This window comes from Streptomyces sp. NPDC031497, assembly GCF_055580905.1.
On the sequence record NZ_JBVIKO010000005.1, the window covers coordinates 461,296 to 475,236 of the forward strand.

Here is a 13,941-nt window from a genome sequence, read left to right on the forward strand (position 1 = left end):
ACTCCAGAGGTGAGAGACGGCGGGTCAGTCGGGGACGTGGACGGTGTGCCGGCGCTGCCAGCGCAGCCGGACGCGGGTGCCGCGGTAGGCGGCGACGTCCTCGGCGGAGGTGTCGAGGTTCTGCTGGAGCGCGGTGAGCCGGCCGCCGCCGTCCAGGTCGACCAGGAAGCGGGTGGCGTCGCCGAGGTAGACGACTTCGGCGACGGTGCCGACGGCGTCCGCGTGGTCGGGTTCACCCGGGCCCGCGGTCTCCTCGAGGACCCGGATCTTCTCGGGCCGGATGCTGTGGCTGCCGCTCTCGCCGAACACCCGCCGGGCGGTGTCCCCGGTGAGCAGGTTGGAGGTGCCGACGAACGAGGCGACGAAGGCGGTGGCGGGGCGCTCGTAGATCTCGGCGGGGGTGCCGACCTGTTCGATACGGCCCTGGTGGAAGACGGCGACGCGGTCGCTCATCGTCAGGGCCTCCTCCTGGTCGTGGGTGACGAAGACGAAGGTGATGCCCACCTCGCGTTGCAGGGCCTTGAGTTCGAGCTGCATCTGCTCGCGCAGCTTGAGGTCGAGGGCGCCGAGCGGCTCGTCGAGCAGCAGGACGCGGGGGCGTCCGACGAGGGCGCGGGCGAGGGCGACGCGCTGGCGCTGGCCACCCGAGAGCTGGGCGGGGCGGCGGCCGCCGAACCCGTCCAGGCGGACCTCGGCGAGGGCCTTGCGGGCGCGGACCAGGCGTTCGGCCTTGGCGACCTTGCGGACCTTGAGGGAGTACGCGACGTTCTGCTCGACGTTCATGTGGGGGAACAGGGCGTAGTCCTGGAAGACGGTGTGCACGTCCCGTTCGAAGGGGGCGCGGCGGGTGACGTCCTGTCCCGCGAGTTCGACCACGCCCGAGGTGGGGCTCTCGAAGCCGGCGATCAGGCGCAGGACGGTGGTCTTGCCGGAGCCGGAGGGGCCGAGCATCGAGAAGAACTCGCCGTCACGGATCTCCAGGTCGACTCCTGCCACAGCGCTGGTGTCACCGAACGACTTCCGCAGATCCCGCAACCGGATCGCGCTGGCCTCCATGGGCGGGAACCTTTCTGGCGCTCTCTTGCGTTGCATGTGGTGAACGGAAAGATATGAAGTCATAGTTCAAAGCTCAAGACCCTTCTGAGGTAAAGCTTGGGTCAACGCATAGGGTGGTGGGCCGTGGAACAGCAGCAGACGGACGGCGGCGCCCGAAAGGCCGTCTTCGCCCCGGTGGACAGCGGGGCCCGGGTCGACGCCGTCGTACGCCGGATCGGCGACGCCATCGAACTCGGCCTGCTCGCCGACGGCGAGCAGCTGCCCGGCGAGACGGAGCTGGCCGGACAGCTCGGGGTGTCCACGGTGACCCTGCGGGAGGCGCTGATGGCGCTGCGCCAGCAGGGCCTGGTCGTCACCCGCAGGGGCCGCGGCGGCGGCAGCTTCGTCTCCCTGCCGGACACACCCGGCCGGGAGCGGCTCATGGAGCGGCTGCGCGGCTGGAGCCCCGAGGAGCTGCGCGACCTCGGCGACCACTGGGCGGCCCTGTCCGGCACCGCCGCGCACCTCGCCGCGCAGCGCACCGAGGACCACGACCTGGACCAGCTCCGCCGGACCACCGGGGAGTTGCGCAAGGCCGAGGACACCTCGGCACGTTGCCGGCTGTACGGCCGCTTCCACGTGGAACTGGCCGCCGCCGCCCAGTCGGCCCGGCTCACCCGGGAACAGGTCTCGCTCCAGACGGAGGTCGGGGCGCTGCTGTGCCTTGTGCTCGGCGACGACGAATATCGTGAAGAGGTGGCGGACCGTCACCGGTCCGTAATCTCGGCCGTGCAGGATGGGGCGGACGCATCGGCCAGGGAGCTGGCCGAGCGGTGCGTGCGGGACTCGACGGCGCGGCTCATCGCCCTGCGGCTGACCCTGTAGCCGCGCCGCGCCCGCTCCCCCGTCCGCCGGAGGGCAGCATGAGCCGCGGCACCGTCCCCGCCACTCCTGTGACCAGGACACCGGCCGCCGCCGAGGAGTACGTGGCCGAGCGGGTCGGCCACGCCCTGGAGGCGGTGTTCGACGCCGTGGCGCAGACCCGCGCCGACACCGCCGCGCTGCTGACCCGGGTGGCCGCCCAGGGCCGCCGGCCGGTGACCGCGGACCTCGCCGCACTGCGCCCCGGGCTCCATCTGCGCCTGATGCGGCAGGAGTTGGTGTCCGGCGTCGGTTTCGTGGCCGCGCCCGGACTGCTGGCCGACGTGCCGGCCTGGCTGGAGTGGTGGCAGAGCGACGCCGGCGGGGACGTACGGCCACTGCTCCTCGACCTCGACCCGCGCACCTCGGCCTACTCCGACTACACGCACTGGGACTGGTTCACGCTGCCCCGGGACACCGGGCGGCGGGCGGTGGCCGGGCCGTATGTCGACTACCTCTGCTCGGACGAGTACAGCCTCACTCTGTCCGCTCCGGTGGAACGGGCGGGCCGCTTCCTGGGCGTGGCCGCCGCCGACGTGTATCTACGGCACTTCGAGGCGGCCGCGCTGCCCCTGCTGCGGGCGCTGCCGGGAGCCGCCCGGCTGGTCAACGCGCGCGGCCGGGTGGCGGCGTCGGCGGACCCCGCGCATCTGGCCGGCTCGCTGACCAAGGGGCCGGACTTCGCGGCCGTACTGGAGAGCGGCCGGCCGGGCACGTTCGGCGCACTGCGGTTGGTGCCCTGCCGGGGCGTGCCACTGGTCCTGGCGGTGGCCACGAGGTGAGCGGGGACCCGCGTCCACGGTATGAACCGGGGACCCACGTCGGGGCGCCGCTGCATGAGCAGGACCCGTGTCCGAGGCGCCACGGCATGAGCGGGGACCCACGTCGGGGCCGCCGCGGGATGAGAAGGGGCCCGTGTCCGGGCGCCCCGGCGTGAGACGGATCCCGCGTCCGGGCGGCTGACGGTGGCGGGTGCGGGCCGGGGCGGGTGTGGGCGTCCGGCCCGGCGCCGTCGGCGACCTGAACGCCGACGGTGCCGGGTCAGGCGTCGGGGGTGGGGACCACGGTCAGATGGGCGCCCAGACCGCCGGGCCGGCGGGCGCGGCGCGGGGCGGCGGGGCGGGGGGTGGCGCGCAGCACGAGGGTGTAACGCGCGTAGCCCATGTCGTGAAGGGTCCTGGCGGTCTCGCCGACCACCCGGCACTCGGTGGCGCCCACCGTGGGGTCCGGGTGCAGCACCGGCCGGACGGCCCCGTCGAGCCGGGCGCCCTCCTCGCCGACCGCGCGCAGCCAGTGCGGCAGACCGTGCCGGAAGGCGGCCTCCATGATCGGGTCCTGGGCGATCTCCCGGCGGATCGACAGGAGTTCGTGGTCGTGGGCGTACCCCTCCAGGGTGGTCTTGAACTGGGCCAGCATCGGCAGGCACCAGCCCGACTCGTGCGCGCCGAGCACCGAACCGGCGTCCGGATGGAACAGGACGAACCGGAGGAAGTTGTCCCCCGGCATGGCGGTGGGATGCGGGGCGACCCCCCCGAAAAGTGTCTCGAACGCGCCGTTGGCCAGCACCACGTCCCAGCGGTGATCCACCACCAGGGACGGAAAAGGGACCGCGTCCAGCAGCAACGCGTAGTCCTGGAGATATGCCTGGGCCTCAAGACTTTCGGGGACGGGCCGCGGTGCCGGCCGCCGCCCACCTGCCTGATATGCCATCGGGAGGTCACCCCTCTTGCCTATGCGGCCTTCTCGCGGCGATGTGATCCTGCTGCCCCACCCAGAGGCATGTCAACTATCGTGGCATTTCATGCCCGTTGACGGCCGAAATTGGCCACAGTTGTGGCGACACCTGGATGTGAGTTCGAACGACCCGCTAATCTCCGGGAAGTTCACGCCGGGCGGCCCGCGGCGGCCGCTTGTGAGAAGCCCCTGATTCCCCTGAGAGACGTAGGAGTTCTGTCGGTGACGGATGGCTACGAGGATCCGGGCGCCACGGCGACCGCCCAGCTGCCGGCCGTCGTCTCCCGCGTGACCGCGCTCGCCGACCGGCTCGGCGTGGCGTACGCCGAGGTCTACGACGTCGGACGGCTCTCCCACGCCTGCGGTGTCCCCGAGTCCGTGGTCAAGGCCCTGCTCAGCGGCCGGCCCGCGGGCGAACCCGATGTCCAGGAACGCTTCCTGCAACGCCTCGACCTGCTGCGCCGCACCCGCCTCAAGCCCAACGGCCGCAAGCACACCCAGCAGGAGATCGCGGACGGCGCGGGCATGTCCCGGCAGCAGGCCGGTGCCCTGCTCAACGGCGACCGGCGGCCGACCATGGAGCACTGCGACGCCCTCCAGCGCTTCTTCCGGGTGCACGCCGGATTCCTCACCGCCGCGGACCCCGAGGCGCTGGCCGGTGCCCTCCAGCGCGTCGAGCAGGAGCTGCTGCAGAAGCTGGCCGACCGGGAGCGGGCGGCGGCCGAGGTCGCGGCGGACCCCCTGGAGCGGCTGTTGCAGGACCACGGGGTGCGCGGGATCGCCTGGCGGGCCGCCCAGCTGCCCACCGACCAGCACCGGGACAAGGTCGCGGAATGGCTGGACATGCTCCTGGAAAGTGTCAAGCGGCCCGGGTAGTGAGCTGAGGGGAACAGGAGAAGATGGCCATCGACAGGGACATGCGCCGGCTGAGCGGCAAGCTGGTCGGGGAGCTGACCCTGCCCGCGCCCACCCCGCCGCAGGAGCTGTACCGGGCGCTGTGCGACGCGATGAGCCGCCGTCGCGGCCGCCCGGTCCTGTTCCGTACGGCCGTCTTCCCGCCCGGCACGGCCAGCGGGCTCTGGCTCGACCTTGCCGACCGCGACCTGGTCGTGGTCGAGGAACGCACCGCTCCCGACCACCAGTTGGTGATCCTCGGCCACGAGCTGTGGCACATGCACGCCGACCACCACGGCCATGACGTCGAGGGGGTCGCGGTGGCGGCACGGCTCATCGACGAAGGCACGGGCTACGGCGCGGTCACCGACCGGGCCGCGGTCCAGGCCGCCGTCCGGCGGGTGGCCGCCCGTACCCGCTTCGACCAGGCCGTGGAACAGGACGCGGAGACCTTCGGGCTGCTGCTGGCCAGCAAGTGCCGGACCTGGCTCGCGGGTTCCGCCCTGCGCGGCCCGGTGCGGCGGCATGACGTGGCGGGGCGCATCGAGGCCTCGCTGGGCTATCCGGGGAAGTGAAGCCGGACCGACCGGATTCCGTGCGGGCCGGGCGAGGAGACGTTCCCTCAGGAGGGGCTCGCGGTGCGGTTCCGCGTCGGCTGAGCGGGCGAACCGAGGCGTAGCGGGCAGGCGTTGTCAGTGGCGGACGGCAAGCTGGTGGGTGCGCACCGCACACGCGGTGCGGCCGCGCCGTCCGGGCGCGTGACCGTGACGACCGACGGGGAGAGCCGAGCCATGCCCACCGCCGTACTGACCGACCGTGAGCGCACCGCAGTCAAGGCCTATCTGCGGCTGCTGCACACCGTCCGCGCGGCCTTCGACGGACCGCCGGACGGCGCTCGCCCCTTCGTGGTCCCGCCTGCCGTGCTCGCCGAGGCCGAGGAGGCCCTGGCCCGGGCCGGACTCACCGGCAACGAGGAGGCGTTCTTCCGCCTCCTGCACGACTGGTGCCCACCCACCTGAGCCGGCGGAGCGCGACCGGGGGCACGGTCAGGGGTGCGGCACCACCACGGCGGAGGTCAGCATGCCGTGCCCCACGCTCCAGCGCCCCTCGAAGACCTGCAACCGCTCCGCGCCGACCTGGGGGCCGGGGACCAGCAGACGGGCGCGCAGGGTGCCGTGCGGCCGCCCGCCGGGCTCCGGGACGAGCTCGATGTCGGCCTCCATGAAGTCCAGCCACTTCCCGGTGAGGGGGAACCACGCCTTGTAGACGGATTCCTTGGCGCTGAACAGCAGGCGGTCCCAGTGCACGCCGGGCCGCTCGGCCACGAGGCGGCGCAGCCGCTCCTGCTCCGAGGGCAGCAGGACGGACTCCGCGACGCCCTCGGGCAGCGGGGCGTGCGGTTCGGCGTCGATACCGAGGGAGGCCAGGTCGGTGGCGCGGACCAGGGCGGCCGCGCAGTAGCCCTCGCAGTGGGTCATGCTGCCGACCAGCCCGTCCGGCCAGCGCGGTGCGCCGCGCTCGCCGCTCACGACGGGCTGCGGCGGGACCCCGAGCTTCTCCATGGCGCGCCGGGCGCAGGCGCGCACGGCGGAGAACTCGCGGCGGCGCTTGGGCACGGCCCGGGCGACGAGCGCCGCCTCCTCGGGGTAGAGGGGGGCTTCGCGGATCGCCTCGTCACCGAGCATCTCCACGGCCACCACCGAGTCCGGGAGCAGCTCCTCGATCACCGGTTCCGACCTCCATCGGCAGAATACGGCGCAGCTTGCCCGGGGGTTGGGAGCGCTTGCGCCACTCGCGGGGGTATCCCACGGAGACCTCTTCGAAGCGGACGCCGTCGTGCCAGGTGGTCCGGGGGATGTGCAGATGCCCGTAGACCATGGTGTCGACGCGGAACCGGCGGTGCCAGTCGGCGGTGCGGGTGGTGCCGCACCACATGGCGAACTCGGGGTACCACAGGACGTCCATGGGGTGCCGGTCCAACGGGTAGTGGGCCGCCAGCACGGTCGGCAGGTCCTCGGGCAGCTCGGCGAGCCGGCGCTCGGTGGCCTCGACCCGGGCCCGGCACCAGTCCTCGCGGGTCGGGTAAGGGTCGGGATGCAGCAGGTATTCGTCGTTGCAGACGATGCCGGTGCCGTGCGCGTAGGCGAGGCCCTCTTCCTTGGTGGCGCAGCCGGCCGGCAGGAAGGAGTAGTCGTACAGGAGGAAGAGCGGGGCGACGGCGACCGGGCCGCCCGGGCCCTCCCAGACGGGGTAGGGATCCTCGGGGCTGACCACACCGAGTTCCCGGCAGAGGTCGACGAGATGCTCGTAGCGGGCGACACCCCGCAGGGTGACCGGATCCTTGGGGTGGGTCCACAGGTCGTGGTTCCCGGGCGCCCACAGCACCTTGCCGAAGCGGCCGGCGAAGGTCTCCAGGACCCAGCGGATGTCGGCGACGGTCTCCGCGACGTCGCCGGCCACGATCAGCCAGTCGTCATCCGTCTCGGGACGCATCTTCTCGACGAGCTCGCGGTTCTCCGGATACGAGATGTGCAGGTCGCTGATGGCCAGCAGCTGCCCGGCACCGGCCGTGGACTCCACCTCGTACCCCTTCCGATCATGTCGTCACCACCCACCTCAACACATGACGGGTCGACGGAACAAGGGGACTTGTCGGCCTGTCGGCGGGCGGTCGCCGGCCGGACCTCGGCGGCTCCCCGGGCCGGAGCCGGTCGGTCAAGGAAACCGACGTGGACGGTGCAGGAAAACGCGCGTGGACAGTCCCGGGAAATCCGTAACACTGGCGTTGCACGCGAGGCCCCTTGAAAGCCGTATGATCCCCCCAACACCACCGCCACGAACTTCCCTTCGTCCAGGGCGGTTTGGTGACCCTCCAACCACCCTGCCCGGGCACGGGCCCGCTGAGCCCTGCCCGAAAACCCCGGAAGGCGGCATTAATGCGCTCTCGCGTACGCGTCTGGCTCAACCGCACGTACGCGGAGAACGTGTTCTTCATGGATCAGCTGCGGAAAAATCCCAGCGACCGGGCGGTCGAGATCCATGCGACGCACGGTGACGCCGACTCCCCCGTGCTGGCCGCCGCCGACACCGCCGACCTGGAGCCGGAGGGCCTGTCCCCGGCCGGCTACGTCGAGTACGCGCTCGACCAGTGCCAGCGCCGTGGCATCGATGTCTTCGTGCCCCGGCTGCACCAGTCGGCCATCGTCGCCCACCGGGCCGACTTCGAGGCGGTCGGTACGGCCCTGCTGGCGCCGACGCCGGAGGGCACGGCGGTCTTCGAGGACAAGGCGACCGCGTACGAGGCCGTCGCTTCGGTCGGGGTCCCGGTGCCGCCGTGGTGGCGCGTCCGCACGGCGGACGAACTGACCGCCGCGGTCGAGGCACTGGAGGCCGACGGGCACAAGGCCTGCTTCAAGCCGGCCGCCGGTGCGGGTGGTGTGGGCTTCCGCGTGATCACGCGCGCCCCCTTCTCGCTCTTCCACCTCAACGGGTTCCCCGGGCCGTACGTCCAGCTCGACCTGGTCCTCGACGCGCTGCGGCGGGCCGACCAGCCGGTGGACTGGCTGGTGATGCCGAGGCTGGAGGAGCCGGAGGTGTCCGTGGACTGCCTCACCGGGCCCGACAACCGGGTACGGCTGGCGGTGGGCCGCACGAAGAAGGGCCGCCGCCGCGGTTTCACCCTGGACGAGCGTTGGCTGAAGCCGGCCCGGCTGATCGCGGAGGGTTTCGGGCTGCACTATCTGTCGAACATCCAGTTCCGGATGTACGGCGACGAACCGGTACTGCTCGACGTCAACACGCGTCCAGCCGGGGGGTTGCACCAGCTGTCACTCTGTGGGGTCAACGCGCCATGGGCGGCAGTGCAGTTGGCGCTGGGCGAGGACCCTGGGGTGATCGAGCCGCCGTTCCTGGGGCAGGACTACGCGGTGGTGTCGGGGCCGAGGCATGTGCTGCCGTCGATTCCGGTGCGGCGGGAGGAGGCCGAGGAGATGGTGTTGCCCGCGCCGGTGCCTGCGGCGGTGGAGGCTGTGAACGAAGCGGCCGAGGTGTTGCCGCTCTAGCGCCGCGGCAGGCAGCGTTCGCCCCGTCCCGACGCCCCGGCGAGACCGGACGTTCGCTTCAGCGGGGACGGGCGTGGAGGAAGGCGGCGGCCACGGCGGCGATCAGCTCGGGCGCCTGAAGGTGCAGCAAGTGGTTCGCCCCGGGGATGTCGGCGTCCGAGCACTGGGCGAAGCGCTCGTGCAACAGCTGCCGCCCCTCCTCGAAAAAGGGTCCGCTCCGGGTCCCCAGCACCGACAGTACCGGGCTCTGCACGGCGGCAGCGCGCGTCTCGTCCAGCGTCCAGGCGGTGAGGGACGGCGCCTCCGCCCGGTAGAAGAGTTCGGTGTCACGCACCGCGAGGTCCAGGGCGTCCGCCCCGGCGCTCGTGATCAGCTCCCGCCAGTCGGGCCCCGCGAGATCGGCGAACGTCATGCTCGCGGCGCCGGCCATGTCACCGGCGACGTAGCGGCTCATGACGGGTTCCATGCCTGCCGTGAACGCGGCCCACGACGGCACCTCGGTGAGGATCGGTTCGAGGAGCGCCAGGCTCCGCACGCGGGCGGGCGCGGACAGCGCGGCCTCCAGTGCGATCACGGCGCCGTACGAATAGCCCAGCAGGTGAGCGGACGGCAGGCCGAGCGAGTCGAGCAGGCCGAGGGCGTCGGCGGCTTGCTGCTGGACGCTGATCGGCCAGCCTCGTCCGCCACTCCCGGCCATGCCGCGCCGGTGGTAGCGCACGAGCTGGAGGTGCGGGGCCCGGGCGGCCATCTCAGCCGCCAACGGCGCGAGCCCGGTGGCGAGGTTGGAACCGTGCACGAGCAGAAGTGGCTCACCTTCGCCGAGGGTTTCGTACTCGAGGTCGATGTCATGGACGTGCGCGGTCCTCACGGCGCCTCCTGCGGACAAGCGTGATCGTGCGGTGGGCGGTCGGCGTCTGCCGTGCGCCGCTGCGAGGACGGCACACGGCACACAGGCCTCGGCCGGCGCATCCGGCCTACGCGCCGGGGAGCTTGGCGCCGATGACGTCGGCGTACTCCATCGAGGGCGGCACGACGCCCAGCTGGGCACCTGCCACGCGCAGTGCCTCGCCGAATGCCTCCAGGTGTGCCTCCCGGCCGGCCTCGTCCGCGAAGGCGTCGAAGATGCCGAACGTCGTGGGCCCCAGACGGAGCGCGACCCAGACGGGCGTCGTCGTCTCCTCCCGTACCTGATCCAACGCTGACTTCAGCGCGGTCTCAACCTCCGACACCTTGTCCGGTTTCGCCTCGAAGCGGACGAGCAGTCCCACGGTGACCATGCGAATACCTCGATCCCTCTCACTTCTAGAACGATCCTTCTGGAAGTAAGCTAACAGACTTCTTGAAGGATCGCTCTAGAATGGGCGCATGAAGACGGGAAGACCCCGGTCCTTCGACCGGGACGAGGCCCTGGAGGGCGCCATCGCCGTGTTCTGGGAACACGGCTATGAAGCCACCTCCATCGCCCTGCTCACCAAGACGGTCGGCATCGGTGCGGCCAGCCTGTATGCGGCGTTCGGAGACAAGCGGGCCCTGTTCCTCGAGGCGCTCGACCGCTACCTCGGCACCTATGGCGCGTTCACCGCACGCGCACTGGCCGAGGAAGCGAGCGCCCGCGCAGCCGTCGAGCGCCTGCTGCGCGAGGCGGCGGCCGCCTACACACGGCCCGACCGCCCGCACGGCTGCCTCCTGATCACCGCGGCGACCAACTGCTCCCCGCAATCCGCCGACATGGCGGACCGCCTGCGCCATCTCCGTGCCGCAGGCGTCCGCGCACTCGAAGACAAGATCGCCGCCGCATCGCCCGACGAACTCCCTGCCCGCACCGACGCTCACGCCCTCGCGGCCTTCTACTCGGCCGTCCTGCAAGGCATGTCCGCCCAGGCTCGCGATGGCGCCGAACGAAGCGATCTGGAGCGGATCGCCGAGGCGGCGCTCCGGGCCTGGCCGTCTGCCGCCGGACACGGGACAGACCACGGCACAGGTGCGGCGCCCGCATAGCGGAGCGCCTCAAGACGCCACGGCGCGAGTCTCGCCGAAGTCGCCCGAGTCCACTTCCCCCGACGCCCGACAGCCGTTCGGACGGAGCCGGTACGCAGACCCGGCACCTGCTCGGCCGCCTGCCGGAGCCAGGTTCGTCGGATCCGGGCGCCCGGGCCGGGCAGGGCACGTTCGGACAGTCACCGGTATGGACCAATTCACGTCCGTCTCCTTGACAGTCGGATTGGTCCATACCAACTTGGTTGCGCACCCCCTCGCACCTTCGTGCAACTCCCGAACACCCCCATTCCATCAGGGAGATCGCGTGCGCAACTCGCTCAGACGTTCCAGACGTCGGATACTCGCACTGCTCGGGTCCGCCGCCCTCGCGCTCGCCGGGGCCATCGCGCTTCCCGGCACCGCGCGGGCGGCCAACATCCTCTCCAACCCCGGCTTCGAGTCGGGGAGCCTCTCGCCCTGGTCCTGCACCGGGAACCTGGGCTCGGTCGTCTCCTCCCCCGTGCACGGCGGGTCCAAGGCCCTCGCGGGGGCCGTGAGTTCCAGTGACACCGCCCAGTGCGCGCAGACCATCGCCGTGCAGCCCAACACCACGTACTCGCTCAGCGGCTGGGTCCGCGGCTCGTACGTCTATCTCGGGGTCACCGGCGGCGCCTCCACCTGGACCAGCTCGCCGTCCCAGTACAGCCAGCTGAGCGTCTCCTTCACCACCGGTGCCTCGCAGACCAGCGCCCAGATCTACGTCCACGGGTGGTACGCCCAGGGGACGTACTACGCCGACGACATCAGCCTCGACGGGCCCGGCGGCAGCTCCGACACCCAGGCGCCCACCGCACCGACGAACCTCACCTCCACCGGGAAGACCTCGTCCAGCGTGTCCCTGTCGTGGTCGGCGGCGACGGACAACGTCGGGGTGGCGGCGTACGACGTCTACCGCGGGTCGACCCTGGCGACGAGCGTCTCCGGGACCTCCGCCACGGTGAGCGGCCTTTCGGCCAGCACGGCGTACACGTTCACGGTGAAGGCGCGGGACGCGGCCGGGAACGTGTCGGCCGCCTCCAACTCCGTGTCCGTGACCACCGACGCGGGCAGCGGCGGCGGGACCGGCTTCAAGCAGGCCGCGCCCTACCTCTTCGAGGGCTGGGGCGATCCGCCGAGCCCCTCGACCGTGATGAGTGCGACCGGCATCAAGTCGTTCACCATGGCCTTCGTGCTGGACTCGGGCGGCTGCACGCCGGCCTGGGACGGCAGCCGGGCGCTGACCGGCGGCGTCGACCAGACCGCGATCAACCAGATCAAGGCGGCCGGCGGTGACATCACCCCGTCGTTCGGCGGCTGGCAGGGCAGCAAGCTCGGCGCCAACTGCTCGTCCGCGAGCGCGCTGGCCGGGGCGATCCAGAAGGTGATCGACGCCTACGGTCTCAAATCCGTCGACATGGACATCGAGAACACCGACGAGTTCGAGAACGAGGCCGTGCAGGCGAAGATCCTGACCGCCCTGAAGACGGTCAAGGCCAACAACCCCGGCCTGAAGACGATCGTCACCTTCGGCACCTCCACCACCGGGCCGACGTACTACGGCAACCGGCTCATCGAGCAGGCCCAGTCGCTCGGCGCGAACATCGACGTCTTCACGATCATGCCGTTCGACTTCGGCGGCGGCGCCGACATGTACGGCAACACCGTGGCGGCGGCCGAGGGGCTGAAGACCAAGCTGAAGTCCACCTTCGGGTGGGACGACGCGACGGCCTACGCGCACATCGGGATCTCCGGCATGAACGGTCTGTCGGACCAGCAGGAGACCACGACCCCGGCGATCTGGACGCAGATCCGTGACTGGGGGAACTCGCACCACATCGCCCGGCTCGCGTTCTGGGCCGTGAACCGGGACCGTGGCTGCGCGGGCGGTGGCGTGGTGAGCAACTGCTCCGGGATCAGCCAGAGCAACTGGCAGTTCACCTCGATCACGGCCGGCTTCACCGGCTGAGCATCGGCGGCGGTGGCGTGGGGGTGCCTAGGGCCTGTCTGACCATTCCCGTCGTCGCCCGGAGGGCGGCCTCGCGGCGTCAGGTGCGTGCTCTCGGCGCGCCGGGCGTAGGCCCTCGTACTGGACGTACTTGGGTCTGCGCCCGGTGCGGCGAGTGGGGGCACCTCCCACGCCCTTGAGGCAGTGGGGGAGCGTGCATGGCGTCGCGAGGCAGACGGGAATTGTCAGGCAGGCCCTAGACCGGGTACCCCCACGCCTTCGCTATCTCGGCGAGCCGGGGTGGGAGTTCGGCGGTGGGGTCGGCCTGGCGCGCGGCCTGGATACGGCCGGACTTGATCTCGCTGCTCCAGTCGCCGAGCTTGGGTTTGAAGGTGCCGTGGTCCTGCTTGCCGTAGTCGAGCATGCCGCTCTCCCACGGGACGCCGAGGTACGCGCACAGGCCGCGGGTGACCCGTTCCGGTTCGGCGGTGAGCTCCTCGTAGGTGATCACATGGGCGCCGGGGAGCTGCTGCCGGGCCTCTTCCAGCTTCTCGGCGTAGCTCAGGACCTCGGCGCGGATCCCCTCGTGGTCGGGGTCGGCGCGGCGGCTGGTCAGGGACTGGATGACGGCGCCGGGGTGGCGCAGCAGCAGGACGAACCGGGCGTCGGGCCAACATCGGTGCAGCCGGGGCCAGATGAGGGTGTTGGGCGGGGTCTTGTCGACGATGACGTCCTTGCCGCTGCGGCTGAGCTCCAGGTGCAGCACCCGGTCCCACAGGACGTGCTCCAGCTCCTCGCGGTCGAGGGCGAGCTCCTTCATGGCGTCCGCGGTGAAATCCCGGGACATCCGGACGTGGACCGTGCGCAGATGCATCTCGTGCGGGGCGCGGATGCGGCTGTGGCTGTTCAGCAGGACCCGCAGCAGCGTGGAGCCGGAGCGCACCGAGGAGAGTACGAAGACCGGGGCCTCCACCAGGCGCGGGGCGCGCGGGGCCACGTAACCCTCGGCGGGCCGCGGTCCGGCCGGACGCTGCGTCGGGATCGCGTCCAGGGTCTTGCGCGGCGGACTCACCGCCTGCGCCATGAGCCGTCCCCGGCGCTTGAGCCCCTTGGCGATCGCTGACATTCGCGGGTCTCGCACGGTGATGCCTTTCTCTCGTCCCTGCCGTTCCGCATCCCAGGGGCGACAGGCGAACTCAAGATGTCCAAGAGGCGAACCAGAGGGGTCACGGCGGCCCGAAAAGCCGCCGTGACCAGCCGACTTACCGTTCTCTTAATTCTTCATATGAGAATTCCCGACCTTTGGTATCAAATCATCCCAGAACCGGATCAGAA

General features: G+C 71.4%; 15 protein-coding genes. 8 read left to right on the forward strand and 7 right to left on the reverse strand.

Annotated elements, in window-relative coordinates:
* Positions 1 to 24: 24 nt before the first annotated feature.
* A complete protein-coding gene (locus tag ACZ5K7_RS13455; protein ID WP_450973005.1) occupies positions 25 to 1,056 on the reverse strand; it encodes an ABC transporter ATP-binding protein in 1,032 nt (343 codons plus the stop codon).
* Positions 1,057 to 1,179: 123 nt separating this feature from the next.
* Here ACZ5K7_RS13455 and ACZ5K7_RS13460 point away from each other — a divergent pair, with 123 nt between their 5' ends.
* Together ACZ5K7_RS13460 and ACZ5K7_RS13465 are read left to right on the forward strand one after the other, a co-directional pair.
* Positions 1,180 to 1,920 (forward strand): FadR/GntR family transcriptional regulator, encoded by a 741-nt coding sequence (locus ACZ5K7_RS13460; protein ID WP_351711583.1) that lies wholly within the window; start codon positions 1,180 to 1,182, stop codon positions 1,918 to 1,920.
* A gap of 38 nt (positions 1,921 to 1,958) precedes the next feature.
* Positions 1,959 to 2,738, forward strand: coding sequence for a cache domain-containing protein (locus ACZ5K7_RS13465; protein WP_468913132.1), 780 nt, complete (start codon positions 1,959 to 1,961; stop codon positions 2,736 to 2,738).
* Positions 2,739 to 2,997: 259 nt separating this feature from the next.
* On the opposite strand, the gene ACZ5K7_RS13470 is transcribed toward ACZ5K7_RS13465, so the two are convergent.
* Complete coding sequence (locus ACZ5K7_RS13470) at positions 2,998 to 3,666, reverse strand: MmyB family transcriptional regulator (RefSeq protein ID WP_468913134.1); 669 nt, start codon at positions 3,664 to 3,666, stop codon at positions 2,998 to 3,000.
* 246 nt (positions 3,667 to 3,912) lie between these two features.
* Here ACZ5K7_RS13470 and ACZ5K7_RS13475 point away from each other — a divergent pair, with 246 nt between their 5' ends.
* The 3 genes from ACZ5K7_RS13475 to ACZ5K7_RS13485 all read left to right on the forward strand — a co-directional run bounded on the left by ACZ5K7_RS13475 (position 3,913) and on the right by ACZ5K7_RS13485 (position 5,603).
* Positions 3,913 to 4,566: a helix-turn-helix domain-containing protein gene (locus ACZ5K7_RS13475; RefSeq protein ID WP_468913136.1), complete on the forward strand. Its 654-nt coding sequence runs from the start codon at positions 3,913 to 3,915 to the stop codon at positions 4,564 to 4,566.
* Positions 4,567 to 4,589: 23 nt separating this feature from the next.
* Positions 4,590 to 5,159 (forward strand): toxin-antitoxin system, toxin component, encoded by a 570-nt coding sequence (locus ACZ5K7_RS13480; protein WP_351711591.1) that lies wholly within the window; start codon positions 4,590 to 4,592, stop codon positions 5,157 to 5,159.
* Between the two features lie 216 nt (positions 5,160 to 5,375).
* A complete protein-coding gene (locus ACZ5K7_RS13485; RefSeq protein WP_351711593.1) occupies positions 5,376 to 5,603 on the forward strand; it encodes a hypothetical protein in 228 nt (75 codons plus the stop codon).
* Between the two features lie 27 nt (positions 5,604 to 5,630).
* On the opposite strand, the gene ACZ5K7_RS13490 is transcribed toward ACZ5K7_RS13485, so the two are convergent.
* Both ACZ5K7_RS13490 and ACZ5K7_RS13495 read right to left on the reverse strand, forming a co-directional pair.
* Entirely contained in the window at positions 5,631 to 6,311 is a 681-nt protein-coding gene (locus tag ACZ5K7_RS13490) for a 4'-phosphopantetheinyl transferase family protein (RefSeq protein ID WP_468913139.1), read from the reverse strand.
* The gene (locus ACZ5K7_RS13495) at positions 6,259 to 7,164 is read right to left on the reverse strand and encodes a metallophosphoesterase family protein (protein ID WP_351711597.1); all 906 of its coding nucleotides are present in this window, start codon (positions 7,162 to 7,164) and stop codon (positions 6,259 to 6,261) included. Before ACZ5K7_RS13495 ends, ACZ5K7_RS13490 begins: the two co-directional genes overlap by 53 nt.
* A gap of 356 nt (positions 7,165 to 7,520) precedes the next feature.
* Between ACZ5K7_RS13495 and ACZ5K7_RS13500 the strand changes: the two genes are divergently transcribed.
* Positions 7,521 to 8,645 (forward strand): ATP-grasp domain-containing protein, encoded by a 1,125-nt coding sequence (locus ACZ5K7_RS13500; RefSeq protein WP_351711599.1) that lies wholly within the window; start codon positions 7,521 to 7,523, stop codon positions 8,643 to 8,645.
* Between the two features lie 58 nt (positions 8,646 to 8,703).
* Here ACZ5K7_RS13500 and ACZ5K7_RS13505 read toward each other — a convergent pair whose 3' ends face one another.
* Positions 8,704 to 9,513 (reverse strand): alpha/beta fold hydrolase, encoded by an 810-nt coding sequence (locus ACZ5K7_RS13505; RefSeq protein ID WP_468913142.1) that lies wholly within the window; start codon positions 9,511 to 9,513, stop codon positions 8,704 to 8,706.
* Positions 9,514 to 9,619: 106 nt separating this feature from the next.
* Positions 9,620 to 9,922, reverse strand: a complete 303-nt coding sequence (locus ACZ5K7_RS13510; protein WP_351711603.1) for a putative quinol monooxygenase — start codon at positions 9,920 to 9,922, stop codon at positions 9,620 to 9,622.
* 88 nt (positions 9,923 to 10,010) lie between these two features.
* Here ACZ5K7_RS13510 and ACZ5K7_RS13515 point away from each other — a divergent pair, with 88 nt between their 5' ends.
* Together ACZ5K7_RS13515 and ACZ5K7_RS13520 are read left to right on the forward strand one after the other, a co-directional pair.
* Entirely contained in the window at positions 10,011 to 10,643 is a 633-nt protein-coding gene (locus ACZ5K7_RS13515; protein WP_468913145.1) for a TetR/AcrR family transcriptional regulator, read from the forward strand.
* 304 nt (positions 10,644 to 10,947) lie between these two features.
* On the forward strand, positions 10,948 to 12,627 hold the full coding sequence (locus ACZ5K7_RS13520) for a carbohydrate binding domain-containing protein (protein ID WP_468913147.1): 1,680 nt from the start codon (positions 10,948 to 10,950) through the stop codon (positions 12,625 to 12,627).
* A 235-nt stretch (positions 12,628 to 12,862) separates the two neighbouring features.
* Here ACZ5K7_RS13520 and ACZ5K7_RS13525 read toward each other — a convergent pair whose 3' ends face one another.
* Positions 12,863 to 13,732, reverse strand: a complete 870-nt coding sequence (locus tag ACZ5K7_RS13525; protein ID WP_351699419.1) for a sulfotransferase family protein — start codon at positions 13,730 to 13,732, stop codon at positions 12,863 to 12,865.
* Positions 13,733 to 13,941 lie beyond the last annotated feature (209 nt).

Excerpts from the sequence above, each read along its gene's own strand:
- ACZ5K7_RS13470 (WP_468913134.1), bottom strand. The coding sequence starts at position 3,666 with ATGGCATATCAGGCAGGTGGGCGGCGGCCGGCACCGCGGCCCGTCCCC.
- ACZ5K7_RS13525 (WP_351699419.1), bottom strand. The coding sequence starts at position 13,732 with ATGTCAGCGATCGCCAAGGGGCTCAAGCGCCGGGGACGGCTCATGGCG.
- ACZ5K7_RS13485 (WP_351711593.1), top strand. The coding sequence starts at position 5,376 with ATGCCCACCGCCGTACTGACCGACCGTGAGCGCACCGCAGTCAAGGCC.
- ACZ5K7_RS13480 (WP_351711591.1), top strand. The coding sequence starts at position 4,590 with ATGGCCATCGACAGGGACATGCGCCGGCTGAGCGGCAAGCTGGTCGGG.
- ACZ5K7_RS13510 (WP_351711603.1), bottom strand. The coding sequence starts at position 9,922 with ATGGTCACCGTGGGACTGCTCGTCCGCTTCGAGGCGAAACCGGACAAG.
- ACZ5K7_RS13500 (WP_351711599.1), top strand. The coding sequence starts at position 7,521 with ATGCGCTCTCGCGTACGCGTCTGGCTCAACCGCACGTACGCGGAGAAC.
- ACZ5K7_RS13465 (WP_468913132.1), top strand. The coding sequence starts at position 1,959 with ATGAGCCGCGGCACCGTCCCCGCCACTCCTGTGACCAGGACACCGGCC.
- ACZ5K7_RS13455 (WP_450973005.1), bottom strand. The coding sequence starts at position 1,056 with ATGGAGGCCAGCGCGATCCGGTTGCGGGATCTGCGGAAGTCGTTCGGT.
- ACZ5K7_RS13515 (WP_468913145.1), top strand. The coding sequence starts at position 10,011 with ATGAAGACGGGAAGACCCCGGTCCTTCGACCGGGACGAGGCCCTGGAG.